At 68.5% G+C, this 18,132-nt stretch carries 17 protein-coding genes; 11 read left to right on the forward strand and 6 right to left on the reverse strand.

Going from position 1 to position 18,132, the window contains the following annotated elements; all coding sequences use genetic code 11:
- Positions 1–12 precede the first annotated feature (12 nt).
- The 5 genes from HDA39_RS09540 (at position 13) to HDA39_RS09560 (ending at position 6,657) form a co-directional block, all read left to right on the forward strand.
- Positions 13–855, forward strand: a complete 843-nt coding sequence (locus HDA39_RS09540; RefSeq protein ID WP_184794860.1) for an acyl-CoA thioesterase — start codon at positions 13–15, stop codon at positions 853–855.
- A 132-nt stretch (positions 856–987) separates the two neighbouring features.
- A complete protein-coding gene (thrS, locus tag HDA39_RS09545; protein ID WP_337925689.1) occupies positions 988–2,271 on the forward strand; it encodes a threonine--tRNA ligase in 1,284 nt (427 codons plus the stop codon).
- Between the two features lie 56 nt (positions 2,272–2,327).
- Positions 2,328–3,113, forward strand: a complete 786-nt coding sequence (locus HDA39_RS09550) for an SGNH/GDSL hydrolase family protein (protein WP_184794862.1) — start codon at positions 2,328–2,330, stop codon at positions 3,111–3,113.
- 407 nt (positions 3,114–3,520) lie between these two features.
- The gene (locus tag HDA39_RS09555; protein ID WP_184794863.1) at positions 3,521–5,842 is read left to right on the forward strand and encodes a M4 family metallopeptidase; all 2,322 of its coding nucleotides are present in this window, start codon (positions 3,521–3,523) and stop codon (positions 5,840–5,842) included.
- A gap of 83 nt (positions 5,843–5,925) precedes the next feature.
- Positions 5,926–6,657 (forward strand): SRPBCC family protein, encoded by a 732-nt coding sequence (locus HDA39_RS09560; RefSeq protein WP_184794864.1) that lies wholly within the window; start codon positions 5,926–5,928, stop codon positions 6,655–6,657.
- A 26-nt stretch (positions 6,658–6,683) separates the two neighbouring features.
- Here the strand turns inward: HDA39_RS09560 and HDA39_RS09565 are convergent, their stop codons facing one another.
- Positions 6,684–8,948 carry an ATP-binding cassette domain-containing protein gene (locus tag HDA39_RS09565; protein ID WP_184794865.1) on the reverse strand — a complete coding sequence of 755 codons (2,265 nt, stop codon included), beginning with the start codon at positions 8,946–8,948 and terminating at the stop codon, positions 6,684–6,686.
- Between the two features lie 48 nt (positions 8,949–8,996).
- Positions 8,997–9,563: a MarR family winged helix-turn-helix transcriptional regulator gene (locus tag HDA39_RS09570; protein WP_337925690.1), complete on the reverse strand. Its 567-nt coding sequence runs from the start codon at positions 9,561–9,563 to the stop codon at positions 8,997–8,999.
- Between the two features lie 54 nt (positions 9,564–9,617).
- Between HDA39_RS09570 and HDA39_RS09575 the strand changes: the two genes are divergently transcribed.
- The 6 genes from HDA39_RS09575 to HDA39_RS09600 all read left to right on the forward strand — a co-directional run bounded on the left by HDA39_RS09575 (position 9,618) and on the right by HDA39_RS09600 (position 15,075).
- On the forward strand, positions 9,618–10,316 hold the full coding sequence (locus tag HDA39_RS09575) for an SDR family oxidoreductase (protein WP_184794867.1): 699 nt from the start codon (positions 9,618–9,620) through the stop codon (positions 10,314–10,316).
- 24 nt (positions 10,317–10,340) lie between these two features.
- Positions 10,341–11,378: a LacI family DNA-binding transcriptional regulator gene (locus tag HDA39_RS09580; protein ID WP_184794868.1), complete on the forward strand. Its 1,038-nt coding sequence runs from the start codon at positions 10,341–10,343 to the stop codon at positions 11,376–11,378.
- Positions 11,379–11,471: 93 nt separating this feature from the next.
- A complete protein-coding gene (locus HDA39_RS09585) occupies positions 11,472–12,773 on the forward strand; it encodes an extracellular solute-binding protein (protein WP_184794869.1) in 1,302 nt (433 codons plus the stop codon).
- An 18-nt stretch (positions 12,774–12,791) separates the two neighbouring features.
- Positions 12,792–13,733: a carbohydrate ABC transporter permease gene (locus tag HDA39_RS09590; RefSeq protein ID WP_184794870.1), complete on the forward strand. Its 942-nt coding sequence runs from the start codon at positions 12,792–12,794 to the stop codon at positions 13,731–13,733.
- Entirely contained in the window at positions 13,730–14,632 is a 903-nt protein-coding gene (locus tag HDA39_RS09595; RefSeq protein WP_184794871.1) for a carbohydrate ABC transporter permease, read from the forward strand. The genes HDA39_RS09590 and HDA39_RS09595 overlap by 4 nt, the downstream gene beginning before the upstream one ends.
- 131 nt (positions 14,633–14,763) lie before the next feature.
- Positions 14,764–15,075 (forward strand): hypothetical protein, encoded by a 312-nt coding sequence (locus tag HDA39_RS09600; RefSeq protein ID WP_184794872.1) that lies wholly within the window; start codon positions 14,764–14,766, stop codon positions 15,073–15,075.
- A 75-nt stretch (positions 15,076–15,150) separates the two neighbouring features.
- On the opposite strand, the gene HDA39_RS09605 is transcribed toward HDA39_RS09600, so the two are convergent.
- From HDA39_RS09605 to HDA39_RS09620, 4 genes are all read right to left on the reverse strand, one after another.
- A complete protein-coding gene (locus tag HDA39_RS09605; RefSeq protein ID WP_202893616.1) occupies positions 15,151–15,492 on the reverse strand; it encodes a YciI family protein in 342 nt (113 codons plus the stop codon).
- 66 nt (positions 15,493–15,558) lie between these two features.
- Entirely contained in the window at positions 15,559–16,341 is a 783-nt protein-coding gene (locus HDA39_RS09610; RefSeq protein WP_184794874.1) for a sugar phosphate isomerase/epimerase family protein, read from the reverse strand.
- 4 nt (positions 16,342–16,345) lie between these two features.
- Positions 16,346–17,200 (reverse strand): carbohydrate ABC transporter permease, encoded by an 855-nt coding sequence (locus tag HDA39_RS09615; protein WP_184794875.1) that lies wholly within the window; start codon positions 17,198–17,200, stop codon positions 16,346–16,348.
- Entirely contained in the window at positions 17,190–18,128 is a 939-nt protein-coding gene (locus tag HDA39_RS09620; RefSeq protein WP_184794876.1) for a carbohydrate ABC transporter permease, read from the reverse strand. The genes HDA39_RS09615 and HDA39_RS09620 overlap by 11 nt, the downstream gene beginning before the upstream one ends.
- Positions 18,129–18,132 lie beyond the last annotated feature (4 nt).

Genomic DNA, 18,132 nt, shown 5'->3' on the forward strand with positions numbered 1-18,132 from the left:
TCAGGATGAGGCATGCCCGAGTCCCTGGAGGATCTGGTCGACCTGCTCGACCTGGAGAAGATCGACGACGACCTGTTCCGCGGCCGCCAGCCGCAGACCGCCGCGCAGCGGGTGTTCGGCGGGCAGGTGCTCGGCCAGGCGCTCGGCGCGGCCACCCGCACGGTCGAGCCGGAACGGATCGTGCACTCGCTGCACGGCTACTTCCTGCGTCCGGGCGACACCGCCGTACCGATCGTGTACCGGGCCGAGCCGACCCGCGACGGCAAGACGTTCAGCAGCCGCCGGGTGGTCGCCTCGCAGAACGGGAAGCCGATCTTCTACATGTCGGCCTCGTTCCAGCGCCCCGAGCCCGGTCTCGACCACAGCGACCCGATGCCGGACGACGTGGTCCCGCCCGAGGAGGCGCCGACGCTGGCCTCGGTGCTGGAGGCGGCGACCGGCCGCAAGGCCGAGGACTGGAACAAGGAGTGGGCCGCGCTCGACATGCGGCTGGCCGGTGTGAGTGGTCGCCAGTTCTGGATCCGGGCCGCGGGCAAGCTGTCCGACGATCCGGCGCTGCATGCCTGCGTGCTGGCCTACGCCAGCGACTTGACGTTGCTCGGGGCAAGCTTGTTGCCGCACGGGCTGGTGATCGGCGACCGGCGGATCCAGCCGGCCTCGATCGACCACGCGCTGTGGTTCCACCGGCCGTTCCGCGCCGACGAGTGGCTGCTGTTCGACCAGGCCTCGCCGTCCGCGTCCGGCGCGCGCGGGTTCGCCACCGGCCGCCTGTTCACGCAGGACGGCCGGCTGGCCGCGTCGGTCGCGCAGGAAGGGCTGATCCGCCCGGTCGGGCTCGATCTCGACGAGCAATGACGATTGACCGGACTGCTACATTGATTCCCGTGAACCAGTACGCCGTACAGACGACGACGCCGGACCCTGTCCCGGCGCGCTGACTCACGCAGTCTTCCGCAAGCCCCGGGGCGAGTGCCCCGGGGCTTTTGCGTGCCACCAGTACTCGCTCCTTCCACTAGAGCGAAGGAAATCATCATGTTCGACCACCGCAAGCTCGGCCGCGAGCTCGGCCTGTTCGACTCCGACCCGCTGATCGGCGCGGGTCTGCCCTACCTGCTCCCGGCCGGCGCCGCGGTCCGGCACGCGCTGGAGAGCTACGTCGCCGACCTGGAACGCCGCGCGGGCTACCAGCAGGTCTACTCACCCGTGCTCGGGAAGCGCGAGCTCTACGAGATCTCCGGGCACTGGTCGCACTACAGCGACGACATGTACCCGCCGATGAAGGTGGGGGAGGAGGAGGTCGTACTGCGCCCGAGCCTGTGTCCACACCACGCGCTGATCTACCGCTCGCGCTCCCACAGCTATCGCGAGCTCCCGATCCGGTACGCCGAGCTCGGCGGCATGTACCGCTCGGAGCTGTCCGGCGTGCTCGGTGGACTGACCAGGGTCCGCGCGATCCAGCTGAACGACGGGCACATCTTCTGCACCCTCGACCAGGTCGCCGACGAGGCCTGCGCGTCGCTCGACCTCATCCTGCGCGCGTACGACGACCTCGGGCTGGGCCCGTCGCGCTTCCTGCTCTCGCTGCCGGCGGAGAACGCGCGGATCGGTGAGGCCGGGAGCAAGTACGTCGGTGACCAGGACAGCTGGGACCGCTCGGCCGCGCTGCTCAGGTCTGTTCTCGACGACGCCGGTGTCGCGTACGAGGAGGCGCCGGGGGAGGCCGCGTTCTACGGACCGAAGATCGACATCCAGCTCGAGGACGTGGCCGGGCGCGAGTACACCCTGTCCACCATCCAGGTCGACTTCCACCAGCCGGCCCGGTTCGAGCTCGAGTACATCGGTGCCGACGGCAACAAACACCGGCCCGTGATGGTGCATCGCGCGATCATCGGCAGCCTGGAACGCGTGATCGCGCAACTGATCGAGCAGCACGGGGGCGCGTTCCCCGCCTGGCTCGCGCCGGTGCAGGTGGTCGTCCTGCCGTTGTCGGACTCCGAGGAGGAGTACGCCGCCCAGATCGCGCGGCGCGCGATCGACCGTGGGCTGCGGGTCGAGGTGGCGCACGCCGACGAGGGCACCCTCGGCGCACGGATCCGGGAGAACCGCCACGCGCCGTACCAGCTCGTGATCGGCAAGCGGGAGGTTGCCTCCGGCCACCTGGCGGTGCGCTATCGCGACGGGCACCAGGGCGACCCGGCCGGGGCCGCGGATGTTCTCGAGTATTTATCTTTCCATTGCCGTGCAAAGTCTTGCCAGTCACTGCCGGGTTGAGAGATGGTGACGGTCAGTCATGCACTCCCTACCCAGTGCAAAGGCGGTCCGCCCCCATGAAACGCCTCACCGGAATCCTCGGCAGCGCGGTGCTCGGCACCGCGCTGCTGGTCAGTCCCACGATCGCGCACGCGGCTCCCTCGTACGTCGCGCTCGGCGACTCCTACGCCTCCGGCGTCGGCACGCGCTCCTACCTCCCCGACAGCGGTGCGTGCCAGCGCTCCACGAAGTCCTACCCGTACGTCGACGCGGCCCGGATCGGCGCGACCCTGACCTCGGTCGCGTGCTCCGGCGCCCGCGTCGCCGACGTCACCGCCAACCAGCTCGGCCCGCTGAACGCCGCCGTCAACTTCGTCACCCTCCAGGTCGGCGGCAACGACGCGGGCTTCTCCTCGGTGATCACCGAGTGCGCGAAGCCGGCCTGGCTGGGCAACTGCGACGGCGCGATCAACACCGCGCAGGCGACGATCAACAACACGATCCCCGGCCGGCTGACCACGCTGTACGCGACGGTGCGCAGCCGGGCGACGACGGCGAAGGTGATCATCGTCGGCTACCCGCGCCTGTTCAACGGCACCGACTGCAACGCCGGGACGTTCTTCAGCGCCGCCGAGATGACCCGGCTGAACCAGACCGCGGACCTGCTCAACGGCAAGATCTCCGCGGCCGCCGGTGCGGCCGGCTACACGTTCGTGAACCCGACCAGCGCGTTCGTCGGACACGCCGTCTGCGGCAGCCCGGAGTGGATCAACGGGTTGTCGAACCCGATCAGCGAGTCGTACCACCCGAACGTCACCGGCCAGGCGAGCTTCGCCAACCTGGTCCAGCCGCATCTGAGCTGACTCCGGCCGCTGACACTCACCGGGCTGCGCGGCGCCCCTGTTCGTGGTGTGATGCAGGGGTGCCGTACCCGGTGTGCGAGGCCGGCCCCGGAGGGGTGGCCGGTGTCGTCGCCGGCCGGTCGGCGCGGCATCGATCACTCTCCGCGATCGCGGATTTCCCTTGTCCTGCTGGCCTTTCAGTGCCGCGGACCCAGTCGTGCCAGCACTCTCGGTAGTGCCCTTCCAGCGTGAAGCCTGCTCGCCGAACTCACGATGCGTGATGCCGTAATCACGTTGGTGTGAGATGGATCACGGGAGGTCGCTTTCCGGATTCGCCGAATGACAGGGTGCAGCGGTCATCCGCCTGTCGAGAGCGAGCTTGGGGGCTTGTGGGTTCTCGGCGACACGCAGTACTGGGAGGAAATGCTGTGAAAGCTCGCACCTGGCTGGCCGGTCTGGCCGCCGGCGCGGTATCGCTCACCCTCGTGGCACCGGGAATGGCCAGCAGTGCCCCGGTCCAGGAGCAGGCGACCGCCAAGAGTCCTGAGGTCCGCACGCTCGAGACCCCGAAGGCCGGCGGCGCCGGTCTGGTGACCAAGCGGGACGCGACCGGTCGCGCCCACTCGGTCCGTCCGGCCACTCCGCTGAAGGCTCCGGCCTCGGTCAGCGCGAAGGCCGGCAAGTCCGCCACCAGCAAGCCCGACGCGGCCGCGGTCGCCAAGGCCCAGGTCACCGCGGTCGCGCCGTACTTCGGAGCGCGCCCGGCCGACCTGGTGGCGGAGACGAGCACGCTGTCGGAGTACGGCTCGCAGACCCGTTTCCAGCAAGTGATCGACGGCGTCCAGGTGTACGGCGGCGAGATCGTCACCAGCCTCGACAAGTCCGGCGCGCTGGAAGCCGCCAACGGCGAGGTCGCGCTGGCGACGTACGGGTCCTTCCCGGCCGCCGACAAGGCCGACGCCGCGAAGACGACCGCGCAGAACGCGGCCGTCCAGGCTGTCTCCACCCGCGGCAAGCTCGACGCCGGCAAGCTGACCGCGAAGCTGCAGGGGCCGCGCTGGTTCGACCTCGGCCTGGTCACCCGCCAGCCGGGTTCGGCCGCGCTCCCGGTCTACCTGTACGACGTGACCGGACCGGGCGACGTCCGCTGGCAGGCCATCGTGCACGCCTCCGGTCAGACCCTGCTCGCCTGGGACATGGCCGAGCACCTGAACCGCGTGGTCTGCGACGCCAACCGCACGGTGATCCAGACCGGCGCCGAGGACGTCCGCTGCGGCACCGTCTTCCAGTCCAGCCGCGCGGAGGGCGAGGCGCCGTCGGCGGTCCAGGACGTCAACCAGGTCTACGAGTACTTCGGTGACACCTCCGACACCTACGCCTCGCTGGGCACCGACCTGACCGAGCTGATCGGCGTCGACTACGGCGACGGCAAGGGCAAGGCGCTGCGCGGCACCGTCCGGATCTGCGTCGACGGCGGCTGCCCGTACGCCAACGCGTTCTGGAACGGCGAGCAGATGGCCTTCGGTGAAGGCGTCAGCACCGACGACGTGACCGGCCACGAGCTGACCCACGGCGTCACCCAGCACACCTCCGGCCTGGCCTACCTGTGGGAGGCCGGCGCGATCAACGAGTCGTTCTCCGACATCCTCGGCGAGTTCGTCGACCTGACCAACGGCTCCGCGGACGACACCGCGGCCAACCGCTGGCAGATCGGTGAGGGCTCCAGCCTCGGCGTGATCCGCAGCATGTCCGACCCGGCGAAGTTCAACGACCCGGACCGGATGCGCAGCGCGAACTGGTTCGACGACGAGTTCTTCCAGGACAACGGCGGCGTGCACTTCAACTCCGGCGTCGGCAACAAGGCGGCGTACCTGATCGCCGACGGCGGCGCCTTCAACGGCCAGAAGATGCTCGGCATCGGCCTGGCCCGCTCCGAGGTGCTGTGGCACGAGACCCAGAAGGTGCTGACGTCCGGCGCCGACTACGGCGACCTGGCCGAGGGTCTGCGCTCGACCTGCGCCAAGCTGGCCAAGAAGAAGCAGCGTCCAATTTCTGGGCAGGGCATGACCAAGGCCGACTGCGCCCAGGTCGAGCTCGGCATCAAGGCCACCGAGATGGACTTCGAGCCGGCCGTCGGCAAGCCGGCCCAGGCGCCGGTCTGCGACACCACCGGCGCGAAGGCGAAGAACCTGTTCAAGACCAGCTTCGCGGAGTACCCGGACGGCAAGATCGTCCGCGGTGAGGGCTGGGTGCTCGGCAAGGGCGAGGGTCTCGAGGGGTCGCTGGTCGACACGTCGTACTCGCAGGACGGTGACGACTCGATGCTCGGCGTCGTGACGGACCCGGAGGGCTCGATCAGCCTGCAGACCGCGAACGGCACGAAGATCAAGAACGCCAAGACGTACCTGCGGTTCACGCACGCGTACAACTTCTACAACGTGTTCATCATCTTCGGCGTCCGCACCGGGACGGCCACCTTGGAGTACTCCGACAACGGTGGCGCGACCTGGAAGGACACCGCGCCGCTGACCTGGAAGAACGGGCCGACACTCGACCCGAACTTCTCCGACGACACCGTCGCCGCCTGGCACGGCAACTCCGGTGGCTGGGAGACCAGCCGGCTGGACCTGTCGGAGTTCACCGGCAAGCAGCTGAAGTTCCGCTGGACCGGGCACGGCAAGGACTTCGCCGACCTGATCCCGGGCAACTGGTGGCTCGACAACGCCACCATCTACAACTGCTCGAAGTAGTGGACTGACGCGAGGCCCGGCGGACACCACGTCGCCGGGCCTTGCTCTTGCCCTTTATATGCCTGAAACGGTATATATAAGACATGAGCGAATCACTGACCAGTGTCGACGGCCGGACCGTGCTGCGGATGGAACGCCGGCTCGCGCACCCGCCGGAGAAGGTGTGGCGGGCGCTGACCGAGCCCGGCGAGCTCGCGCACTGGTTCCCGGCGGCTGTCGAGCTGGACCTGCGGCTCGACGGGAAGATCAGCTTCTCGTTCGACGGCGAGGACGGGGGAGCGGGCGTGGTCCGGGCCTACGACCCGCCGCGGTTGCTCGAGTTCACCTGGGGTGAGGAGATCCAGCGCTGGGAGGTCGAGCCGACCACGGATGGTTGCCTGCTCACCCTGACCGCGACGTACGACGACCGGCCGGGCTCGGCGAGTTTCACCAGCGGCTGGATCCTGTGCCTGGACGCGATGGACTCCGCACTCGGCGGCCGAGCCGTTGCCCGGGACAACTACAAGGTCCTGCACGAGCAGTTCGTGAAGATCTACGGCCTGGACGCCGGCGAGCAGCAGGCCGACGGATCGATCCGGTTCGAACGCCAGCTGACCGCGCCGAAGGAGAAGATCTGGCCCCGGCTCGCCGAGAAGCTGCAGGTCAGTCCGCCCGACGGCAACGAACTGCGGGTGAACGGCGCGACGCTGACCCTGCGCGACGGCAACGGCGGAGCCCGCCTGGTGCTCACCCAGACGGACCCCGCGGCCGGGGACTACGAGCGCTGGCGAGAGCTGATCGAGTCGGTGGCAGCCGAGGCCGTCACCGCCGACTGACCTCGGGCTCGGCCCGCCGCCTCGCTCTAGAGACCCGCGGGAGCGGTCGCGCCGACGTACTGGCGCAGGTGCTCAGCGGTCAGCGACGCGCTCGACTCGACCAGATCGGCCGGGGTGCCCTCGAAGACGATCTGACCACCGTCGTGGCCGGCGCCCGGGCCGAGATCGATCAGCCAGTCGGCGTGTGCCATCACCGCCTGGTGGTGCTCGATGACGATCACGGTGTTGCCGTCGTCGACCAGCTCGTCCAGCATCGCCAGCAGCTGGTCGACGTCGGCCAGGTGCAGCCCGGTGGTCGGCTCGTCGAGGATGTAGATCGACCCGCGCTTGCTCATGTTGATCGCCAGCTTCATCCGCTGCCGCTCACCACCGGACAGCGTCGTCAACGGTTGCCCAAGGCTCAGATAGCCCAGACCGACCGAGCACAACCGGTCCAGGATGATCCGCGACGGCCCCTTGCCGAAGAACTCGCGCGCCTCCGTCACCGTCATCCGCAGTACCTCGCTGATGTTCTTGCCCCGCAGCTGCAGCGCCAGCACCTCCGGCGTGAAGCGCGCGCCGTTGCACTGCTCGCACACCGACGACACCTCGGCCATCATCCCGAGATCGGTGTAGACCAGGCCGATCCCCTTGCAGGTCTGGCAGGCGCCGACCGAGTTCGCGCTGAACAGTCCCGGCTTCACCTTGTTCGCCTTCGCGAACTCGGCCCGGATCGGGTCCAGCAGACCCGTGTACGTCGCCGGGTTGCTCCGCCGCGACCCGCGGATCGGGTCCTGCCCCGCGACGATCACCCCCTCGTGGTTGGCCAGCGACCCGTGGATCAGCGAACTCTTGCCCGACCCCGCGACGCCGGTGACCACGGTCAGTACGCCGAGCGGGACCTCGACACTGACGTCCTGCAGGTTGTGCAGGTTCGCGCCCTCGATCCGCAGGCTGCCGGTCGGCGTCCGGACGTCCTCGCGCAGTCCGACCTTGTGATCGAGGTACCGCCCGGTCAGCGTGCCGGACTTCAGCAGCCCTTTCACGTCACCGGCGTAGCAGAGCCGTCCGCCGGCCAGGCCCGCGCCGGGACCGAGGTCGACGACGTGGTCGGCGATCCGGATCGTCTCCGGCTTGTGCTCGACCACGAGCACGGTGTTGCCCTTGGCCTTCAGCTGGAGCAGCAGCTCGTTCATCCGCTGGATGTCGTGCGGGTGGAGGCCGACGGTCGGCTCGTCGAAGACGTAGGTGACGTCGGTCAGCGCGGATCCGAGGTGCCGGACCAGCTTCACCCGCTGCGCCTCACCGCCGGACAGCGTCCCGGACTCGCGGTTCAGGCTGAGGTAGCCCAGCCCGATGTCGACCATCGAGTCCAGGGTGTCCCGCAGCCCCTCGAGCATCGGCCCGACCGACGGATCGTCGATCCCGCGGACGAACTGGGCCAGGTCGCTGATCTGCATCGCCGAGCACTCGGTGATCCCGACGCCGTCGATCCGTACGGCGCGAGCGGCCTCGTTCAGCCGCGCGCCACCACACTCGGGACACGGCCCGAGCTTCAGCGCCCGGTCGGCGAAGGCCCGCACGGCGTTCTGCATCGTGTCGCGGTCCTTGCCGAGGTACTGCTTCTTCACCTTCGGGACCAGGCCCTCGAAGGTCAGGTTGCTCTTGCCGACCTTCACCTTGGTCGCGGGGGAGTACAGGAACTGCTCCCACTGCTCGGTCGGGTAGTCGCGCAGCGGCAGGTCCGGGTCGAACAGGCCGGAGTGCACGAACAGCTGCCAGTACCAGGTGTCGACGCCGTACCCGGGCGCCTTGATCGGGTCCTGGTTCAGCGACCGGTCGCGGTCGACCAGCTCGTCGAGGTCGATGTCGGTGGCCTTGCCGAGCCCCTCGCAGACCAGGCACATGCCCTCGGCCCGGTTGAAGCTGAACGCGGACGGCGGTCCGGCGTCCGGCGTACCGATCCGGCTGAACAGGATCCGCAGCATCGTGTGCGCGTCGGTCGCGGTGCCGACCGTCGAGCGGGCGTTGGCGCCGATGCGTTCCTGGTCGACGACGATCGCGGCACTCAGGTTGCGCAGCGAGTCCACGTCGGGACGGGACAGACTGGGCATGAAGTTCTGGACGAAGGCGGTGTAGGTCTCGTTGATCAGCCGCTGCGACTCGGCGGCGATCGTGCCGAACACCAGGGAGGACTTGCCGGAGCCGGAGACTCCGGTGAAGACGGTCAGGCGGCGTTTGGGGACGTCCAGCGAGACGCCTTTCAGGTTGTTCTCGCGAGCTCCACGAACCTCGATCAGGTCAAAAGACATACCTTCAATTCTTACATTGAAGCGCTCGTAAAAACTTTGACGCTCACCTCAGGCTGTGCTCCCCGCGGAACCTTCAAGTGACGTGTGAAGCTTGAGGTTCACCGCGTCGAGCAGCTCCTGCAGCTGCCCACCGAGCACCTCGCGCTCGGCCGCACCGAGCGACGACACCAGCTCCGCTTCGCGGGTCAGCACCTGGTCGACCGTCCGCTCGACCAGCTCGTGCCCGCCCGGGGTCAGCGACACGACCACCAGCCGGGCCTCCTCCGTACGACGAGTGACCAGCCCCGACTCCTCGGCCCGCCGGATCCGCTGCGAGGTCGCGCCGGCCGTCACCAGTGTGCGCGCGGTCAGCTCCCGCGTACTCAACTCGTACGGCGGCCCACTGCGCCGCAGCACGCTCAGCAGATCGAGCGTCGCCGGATCGACCCCCAGCTCGGCCAGCAATCGCCGCCGGTCGTCGGCGAACAACTTCGCCAGCCGCCACAGGGGAGTGACGATCCCGATCGACTCGGTCGGCGCGCCGGGCCGCTCCCGCTGCCAGGCGCGCGCGATCTCCGCCGCCGGGTACGGGTTGGGCGCATCGAGCGGGTAGGCGTCAGCGAAGTTGTCGGGCACGAGCGCCATGATACGTTTAGGTCTAAACGTTTAGACCTAAACAAGAGGAGTGGCGTGTCCAGAACGATTGTGGTGACCGGGGGATCGACTGGGATCGGCCGGGCGGCGGCCGAGCTGTTCCGCGCCGACGGCGACCAGGTGGTGATCACCGGCCGCCGGGCTGACGTACTGAAGCAGACGGCCGACGAGTTGGGGGCCGAGGCAGTGGTCTGCGACGCGACCGATCCGGCGCAGGTCGCCGAGCTGGCCGCGGCGCTGCCGGAGCGGGTCGACGTACTGGTGAACAATGCCGGCGGCAACACCGAGCTGAACGGTTCGGGAGACCTGGCGGAACGGTGGATCGCCAACTACACGGCGAACGTCGTGTCGGCAGTCCTGACCACCACGGCGCTGGCGCCGAGGCTCACGACGGCGGTGATCCATCTCGGTTCGATCGCCGGGACACGGGGAGGTGGTTCGTACGGCGCGGCGAAGGCGGCGCTGGCGACCTGGAGTCTCGATCTGGCCGCTGAGCTCGGGCCCCGCGGGATCACCTCGAACGTGGTGGCCCCGGGCTACACCGCCGAGACCGAGTTCTTCCAGGACCGGCTGTCCGACGAGCGCCGCCAGTGGTTGGTCGAGTCGACGATGACCGGCCGCGCCGGTACGCCGTACGACGTCGCCGCACTGATCCACTTCCTCGCGTCGCCCGGCGCGCGGCATCTCACCGGGCAGGTCCTGCACGTGAACGGCGGCGCCCTCACCACCAGGTGACGCGGTGTCGGTGACAATGGCCGCATGCGTGCCACTGTCAAGGACGTCGCCAAGCGGGCCGGGGTGTCCCCGAAGACGGTGTCGAACGTGATCAACGGCGTCGTGTTCGTCCGGCCGGAGACGCGGGCGAAGGTCGAGCAGGCGCTGAGCGAGCTCGACTACGTGCCCAACCTGAGCGCCCGGGGGCTGCGCAACGGCCGGTCGGGGATGATCGGCCTGGCGCTGCCCGACCTGCTGCGGCCGTACTCGGCCGAGATCACCCACCTGGTCGTCGAGTTGGCCCACGAGCGCGGCTGGGGCGTGCAGATCGAGCAGACCGCCGCCGAGCCCGACCGCGAGTACGACCTGCTCTCCAAGGCGCGCTCGCACCAGATCGACGGCCTGATCCTGAACCCGGTCAACCTCGACGACAGCGCGGTCATGTCGGCCGGCTCGCTGCCGCCCGTCGTACTGATCGGTGACGTCGACCAGGACGTCGTCAGCCAGGTCTGCATCGACAATGTCGGCGCCGCCCGCGACATGACCCAGCACCTCGTCGGCCAGGGCTACCGCCGGATCGCCGCGGTCGGCACGCCCGAGCCTCCCGGCAGTCCTGGAAGGGTCGGCGGCCGCACGGACTCCGCCGGTACGGCGGCCGCACGCCTCCGCGTGATCGGCTACCGCGAGGTCCTCACCGCGGCCGGCCTGCACGACCCCGCGCTCGAGATCGCCCTCGACCGCTGGAGCCCCGAAGGCGCCGCGATCGTCGTCGGCCGCTACCTGGAGGACCACGAGCCACCCGACGCGATCTTCTGCTTCACCGACACCATCGCCAGCGGCACCCTGTCGGCGCTCTGGTCGGCGGGCGTCGCGGTGCCCCAGGACTGCGCGGTCGCCGGTTTCGACAACATCCTCGAGAGCCGCTACACCGTGCCGCCGCTGAGCACGGTCGACTTCGACCGGCGCAGCTTCGTCCAGGCGGCGCTGGACCTGCTCGGCGAGCGGATGGCCGACCGGGCCGCGGCACCGCGGCGGATCGTGGTCCCGCACCGCGTCGTGGCCCGCGCCAGCACTGCACGCTAACCAACACGTTTCGACAAAACCTCACGCCGAGGGTCTTGTCAGCGCATTGCAACGATGTAATGATCGGTGCCGCCTGCGAAGGAGACACCCCCCATGACATCGTCCGATCGTCAGTTCTCCCGGCGCCGCCTGCTCTCCGGAGCGGCCGCGCTGGCCGGTGGAAGCCTGCTGCTCGGCTGCGCGCCGGGCGCCCGCGACTCCGGCACCGAGCTCAACTACTGGCACCTGATGACCGGCGGTGACGGCATCGTGATGGCCGGTCTGGTCGATGCCGTGAACGGCCTGAACGCCGGGTTCCGCGCCGAGCAGACCGTGCTCGCGTGGGGTCCGCCGTACTACACGAAGCTGGCGATGGCCTCGGCCGGCGGCCGCGCGCCGGACCTCGCGATCATGCACGCCTCCCGGATCGCGGGCTACGCGCCCGGCGGCCTGCTGGAACCGTGGGACCTCGACCTGCTCGCCGAGTTCGGCGTCCGGGAGAGCGACTTCCCGCCGCTGGTCTGGCAGAAGGGCCTGTACGACGGGAAGCTCTACTCGGTCGCCCTCGACACCCACCCGTTCGTGCTTTACTACAACACCGAGCACGCCACGAAGGCCGGTGTCACCGACGCGATCGCCACGATGGACAGCCCCGAGGCCTTCACCGAGGTCGCGACCAAGCTGCAGAAGGTCACCGGCAAGCACGGCCTGTCGTACGGGTACCTCGGTGACCCCTCGCAGATGTGGCGGCTCTTCTACACCTTCTACCGCCAGACCGGCGCGGAGCTGAAGCTCGTCCCCGGCACCAAGGCCGAGGTCGACGAGGCCGCCGCGGTGAAGGCGCTCGAGTTCGTGCAGTCGTTGCTGAACGACACGATCGCCACCCGCAGCGGGGACGGCGGTACGGCGGTCAGCGAGTTCCTGCACGGCGAGAGCGGCCTGCTCTTCGGCGGCGTCTGGGAGCTGCCGGTGCTCAAGGACTCCAAGATGGCGTTCGACGCGATGCCGATCCCGACCCTGTTCGGGCAGCAGGCGGCGTACGCCGACTCGCACACCTTCGTGCTGCCGCGGCAGTCCAAGACCGACCCCGACCGGCGCCGGTACACCTACCAGTTGGTCGCGGAGATCCTGAAGCGCTCGGTCAAGTGGGCCGGGGCCGGCCACATCCCGGCGTACCAGCCGGTGGTGAAGAGCCCGGAGTACCTGGAGCTGAAGCCGCAGTCGAACTACGTCGGCATCCCGGCGTACGTGAACTACGACCCGGACGTCTGGTTCAGCGGCGCCGGCAGCGACTTCACCAGCTACTTCGCGGAGAACGTGCAGAACGTCTATCTCGGCAGCGGGGACCCGGCGGCCGGCTTCGACGGTTTCGTGCAGCGGCTGAACAAGCTGCTCGACCGCCCGCAACCGGTCTGATCGACGAAGGGAACCGAAATGCCGACAGCAGTCGACAGCCCCGCCGCGGACCTGGTGGTTGCGGAGGGCAACAGTACGGGCCTGGCCCGGGCCCAGCGGGGCGAGTCCCTGACCGGGTGGGCCTTCGCGGCGCCGTTCGCGGTGCTCTTCGGGCTCTTCCTGGTGGTCCCGGCCGTCTACGGCCTGTACCTCAGCTTCACCGGCGAGACCCTGACCGGCGCGAACAGCGAACTGGTCGGCTTCGCCAACTTCGGTGAGGCGCTCAGCGACCCGGACATGTGGAAGTCGCTCGGCAACACGGTGTGGTTCACGCTGCTCAGCACGGTCCCGCTCGTGGTGCTGTCGCTGGCCTTCGCACTGCTGGTGAACCTCGGGCTGCCCGGCCGGTGGCTGTGGCGGCTGTCGTTCTTCCTGCCGTACCTGCTCGCCTCGACGGTGGTCGTGCTGTTCTGGACCTGGATGTACAACCCGAAGCTCGGCCTGATCAACGGCGTGCTGGCCGAGTTCGGGATCGCGCCGGTGGCCTGGCTGCAGGACCCGAACGTGGCGATGATCTCGGTCGTGATCACCACGCTGTGGTGGACGATCGGGTTCAACTTCCTGCTCTACCTGGCCGCGCTGCAGAACATCCCCGAGCAGCAGTTCGAGGCGGCCGCGATCGACGGCGCCGGCAAGTGGCGGCAACTGTTCTCGATCGTGATCCCGCAGCTCGCGCCGACCACCGCGCTGATCCTGACGCTGCAGGTCCTGGCGTCGCTGAAGGTGTTCGACCAGATCTACATGCTCACCAACGGCGGTCCGGCCGGCTCCACCCGCTCGATCGTGCAGTACATCTACGAGGCCGGCTTCACCGGCTACCGGTTCGGCTACTCGTCCGCGATCTCGTACCTGTTCTTCGCGATCATCGTGCTGATCTCGATCGCGCAGTACAAGCTGATCAACCGCAGGAGCGCCTCATGAGCACCTACACGTTGTCCCGGGGCCTCCAGCGCGGCAAGGCGGCGTACAAGCAGGGGCACAAGCCGGGGGAGAACCCCTGGAGCGTGTCGCGGATGGTCGCGCTGCTGATCCTGGCGTTCCTGGCCGCGACCTGGCTGGTCCCGTTCGCGTGGGCGATCCTGACGTCACTGAAGAGCGAGGCCGACGCCGCCGCGTCGACGGTGAGCCTCTCGCCGCCGGACGGGTTCAGCTTCGAGGCGTACCGCAAGGTGCTGTCGGCCGGGGACATCCCGCTGTGGGCGTGGAACAGCCTGCTCACCTCGGTGGTGATCACCTTCGTGACCGTGGCCACCTCGGCACTGGCCGGTTACGCGTTCTCCCGGATCAACTTCCGCGGCCGGCGGGGGCTGTACGCCGCGATCATCGCGGCGATCATCATTCCGCCGCAGTTGCTGATCGTTCCGCTGTTCCGCCAGATGCTGGCTTTCGACCTGGTCGACACCTACTGGGGAATCATTCTCCCGCAAGCGTTTGCGCCCGCGATGGTGCTGATCCTGAAGCGGTTCTTCGACCAGATCCCGGTCGAGCTCGAGGACGCCGCCCGGGTCGACGGCGCGAACCGGCTGCGGGTGTTCTGGTCGATCGTGCTGCCGCTGTCGCGGCCGATTCTCGCCGCGGTCGCGATCTTCGTCTTCATCGGTGCGTGGAACAACTTCCTCTGGCCGTTCATCGTCACCACCGACGCCGACCTGATGACACTGCCGGTCGGCCTGCAGACGGTGAAGAGCGCGTACGGCCTGCAGTACGCGCAGAACATGGCCTCGGCGATCCTCGCCGCACTGCCCCTGGTCCTGGTGTTCCTCTTCTTCCAGCGCCAGATCATCAAGGGAATCGCGACCACCGGCTTCGGCGGCCAGTAATCCTCACATCCCCTTGAAAAGCTCCTCACAGTCAGCAAGGCTGCTGCGATGGCTCTGTCACTGTGAGGAGTGATGGGACCTGTTGCGTTATCCAACTAGTCCCTCGGGGGACCCGATGAGGAGGGGGATCTGTGTCAGCCATGAGGCGGCTCGCCGAGCAGCGCCGTGATGTGAGGAGTCACGGCACGACAACGCTCGGCAGGGCTTCGATCCAACCAGCGGTCTGCACCGGCATCCACGAGGTGAGCTCGTCGATCCACGCCGGGCGGCCGCGACGTGTGGCGGTTCTGACCTTGAGCAACGGTCTGACCACCACGCTGCGGCTTGACGACGGTGCGCAGGCACCGGAGCCGGGCGCGACGGTGTTCGTCCAGGGTGGCCGCGGGATGGGTGATCAACCCGCCACAGGTGGGGTCACTCTCGCGCCGGCGTACCCCAGCTAGAACACCCGGCTGCATCAGTGACTCGCCGGTCTCAGGTCAACGCCGAGCTGAGCCCGGCAAGTCGCTGGAAAGCCGTCACTGCTCGAACGGCTGGGTGAGTGCTCGCACCTCGATCGGCGAGTACTTCGCCTCGACCAGCCGGCCGGCCAGTTCGGTCGCGCGCTCGAGATCGCACTCGAACAGGTAGTAGCCGGCCAGGACCTCCTTGGCCTCCGTGAACGGGCCGTCGGTCACGGCCGGTGCGTTGTCCCGGATCTGTACGACGCGCGCCTGGGCGGTGGCCAGGCCGTCGCACGCGATCAGCTCGCCGCTGGCCCGGGTCTCGGCCATCACGGCGCGGTGCACGTCGAGGACCGACTCCATGCCCTCGGCCTCCAGCGCCTTCCAGGTCTCGTCGTTGCCGTAGATCAGCAGCATGTACTTCACGTGGCCTCCTCGATGGGTTTTCGAGGGTACGTCGGAGCCGGTGCCACCTGCTCGACATCATCCAGCAGCAGCTCTGGCCGCCCTTAGATCGATCGTCAACCGGTCGGCCACACTCACCGATGCATCCGAGTACTGACCCGTCAGGCAGATCGGACCGTCCCACCCCATCGTCCGCAGCGTCGCGAACACCTTCGACCAGTTCGCCAGGCCCTCAGTTCCTTGGACGAACCACGGTTTCCACGCTCCACCGACGTCCCCGGTGGGTTCGGTCCGCACGTAGGTGACGTTCTTCAGGTTGACGATCCCGAGCCGTTCCTTGGCCAGCTCCAGCGTGACCCCCGGATCGCCACCGGCCAGTACGTCGTGCGCGGCGTCCCACACCACCTTGAACTGCTCCGGCAACCCGTCGAGCAGCTGCACGACTCCGAGCGTCGAGGCAACGAACTTGCCGTGGTGCGGCTGCACCCCGACCTGTACGCCGTACTGCGCCACGAACCCGGCCGCCGCTTCGAGCTGCTCGCGGTTGCGCCGTACCGATGCCGCATACCCGTCGGGCCCGAGCTCGGCCATGATCCGGATCATCGGTACGCCGGCCGCGGCCGCCGCCGCGAAAGTGGACTCGTCGAGCCCGCTGGCGATGCTGATCGGCTCGACGCCCGCGTCCCGCAGCTGCTCGGTGAACCGCGGCAGCACCTTCTCGGCTGTTGACGCAGTCACGTACGCCGTGTCCCGGACGGGGATCTCCGCGCCGGTGAAGCCGAGCCCGGCGACGAGCTTGCCCAGCTCGTCGCCGGGCAGCTCGGCCCACGGTTTGGTGAAGACGGACCAGATGGAGTTCATGAGTTCAGCGGCCTCCGAGTCCACTCATGGTGATGCCCTTGACGAACCAGCGTTGGGTGAGGAAGAACAACACGATCAGCGGCACGGTCGTGATGGTCGCTGCCATCAGCAACAGGTTCCACTGGGTGCCGTTGGTGTCCTGGAACACCTGCAGACCGACCGCCGCCGTCCGGGTCGCGTCGCTGTTGGAGATGACCAGCGGCCAGAGCAGGTTGTTCCACTGGCCGATGAACTTGAACACCGCCAGCGTCGCGATCGCCGGCACGGCCAGCGGCACGATCACGCGGATGAACGCCTGCCACCGGTTGGCGCCGTCCAGCCGCGCGGCCTCCTCGTAGTCGCGCGGGATGCCGAGGAAGAACTGCCGCAGCAGGAACACCCCGAGCGCGGTGAACGCGTGCGGCAGGATCATCCCCGGCCAGGTGTCGATCCCCTGCAGCTTCGCGACCAGCACGAACTGCGGGATCAGCGTCACCTGCGACGGGATCATCAGCGTCGCCAGGTAGATGCCGAACAGCCAGGTCCGGCCGGGGAACTGCAGCCGGGCGAACGCGTACGCCGCGAGCGCCGCCGTGACGACCTCCAGCAACGTCGTACCGGCCGCGAAGATCACCGTGTTCACCAGGTACCGGCCGAGCGGCACCAGGTCGAAAGCGCGGGTCAGGTTCTCCGGGTGCCAGCTGCTCGGCCAGAACGACGGCCGCACGGCCATCGACTCGGCGTCGGACTGGAACGCCACCAGCACCATCATCACGACCGGGACCAGCGTCACCGCCGTGACCACGAAGCACGCGAAGACGATCAGCTTGCGGGTCGCGACCGGGTTCTTCCGCAAGGGTGCGAGTACGTCAGTTGTCATAGTGGACGAGCCTCCGCTGGAGCAGGAACTGGGCCGCGGTGATCACCACGATGAAGCCGAACAGGACCAGCGACTGCGCCGCGGCGTACCCCTGGTCGTAGTTCTCGAAGCCGGTCCGGTAGATGTACATGACCAGCGTGGTCGTTCTCGATCCCGGACCGCCGTTCGTCATGATCAGCGCCTGGTCGAAGACCTGGAACGACCCGATGACCGACGTCACGACGACGAAGAACAGCGCCGGCGACAGCATCGGCAGCGTCACGCTGCGGAACGTCTGCCAGGCGTTGCTGCCGTCCACCTTCGCCGCCTCGTACAGCTGCTGCGGGATCGCCTGCAGGCCGGCCAGGAAGACCACCATGCCGAACCCGAAGCTCTTCCACACGCTCATCGCGATCAGCGCGGGCATCGCCCAGTTGTCCGAGATCAGCCACTGCGGACCGTCGATCCCGACCAGGCCGAGCACGGCGTTCACCAGGCCGTCGCGCGGGATGTAGAGCCAGATCCAGACGAACGCGACCGCCACCGTGATCGTTGCGTACGGCAAGAGCAGCAGCGACCGGAAGACCGCGATCCGCCGGACGCCCTCGTTCAGCAGCAGCGCGAGCGCGAGGCTGACCACGATCGTCACCGGCACGCTGACGAAGGTGAAGTACGCCGTGTTGCCGAGCGCCGACCAGAACGTCGGGTCGGGACCGAGCCGGGCGAAGTTCTTGAGGCCGGCCCAGGTGGGAGAGCTGAACAGGTTCCAGTTGAGCAGGCTGATCACGCCGGCCGCGAGGACCGGGCCCGCCGTGAAGATCAGGAAGCCGATCAGGCTGGGCAGGATGAACAGCCAGGCGGTCAGGGCCTCCTTGTTCCGCGGCTTCTTGGCGGCCCGCTGGTGCTGCCGGGGAGTCGTTGCCGCAGCAGGGAGTGTGTCGACGGCCATGCCG

It is taken from the genome of Kribbella italica, assembly GCF_014205135.1.
Lineage (GTDB): Bacteria > Actinomycetota > Actinomycetes > Propionibacteriales > Kribbellaceae > Kribbella > Kribbella italica.

Bases quoted from the DNA above. Each gene is read 5' to 3' on its own strand.
- HDA39_RS09565 (WP_184794865.1), bottom strand. From the start codon at position 8,948: ATGTCTTTTGACCTGATCGAGGTTCGTGGAGCTCGCGAGAACAACCTG.
- HDA39_RS09550 (WP_184794862.1), top strand. From the start codon at position 2,328: ATGAAACGCCTCACCGGAATCCTCGGCAGCGCGGTGCTCGGCACCGCG.
- HDA39_RS09560 (WP_184794864.1), top strand. From the start codon at position 5,926: ATGAGCGAATCACTGACCAGTGTCGACGGCCGGACCGTGCTGCGGATG.
- HDA39_RS09590 (WP_184794870.1), top strand. From the start codon at position 12,792: ATGCCGACAGCAGTCGACAGCCCCGCCGCGGACCTGGTGGTTGCGGAG.
- HDA39_RS09620 (WP_184794876.1), bottom strand. From the start codon at position 18,128: ATGGCCGTCGACACACTCCCTGCTGCGGCAACGACTCCCCGGCAGCAC.
- HDA39_RS09595 (WP_184794871.1), top strand. From the start codon at position 13,730: ATGAGCACCTACACGTTGTCCCGGGGCCTCCAGCGCGGCAAGGCGGCG.
- HDA39_RS09610 (WP_184794874.1), bottom strand. From the start codon at position 16,341: ATGAACTCCATCTGGTCCGTCTTCACCAAACCGTGGGCCGAGCTGCCC.
- HDA39_RS09605 (WP_202893616.1), bottom strand. From the start codon at position 15,492: ATGCTGCTGATCTACGGCAACGACGAGACCTGGAAGGCGCTGGAGGCC.
- HDA39_RS09580 (WP_184794868.1), top strand. From the start codon at position 10,341: ATGCGTGCCACTGTCAAGGACGTCGCCAAGCGGGCCGGGGTGTCCCCG.
- HDA39_RS09585 (WP_184794869.1), top strand. From the start codon at position 11,472: ATGACATCGTCCGATCGTCAGTTCTCCCGGCGCCGCCTGCTCTCCGGA.
- HDA39_RS09540 (WP_184794860.1), top strand. From the start codon at position 13: ATGCCCGAGTCCCTGGAGGATCTGGTCGACCTGCTCGACCTGGAGAAG.
- HDA39_RS09615 (WP_184794875.1), bottom strand. From the start codon at position 17,200: ATGACAACTGACGTACTCGCACCCTTGCGGAAGAACCCGGTCGCGACC.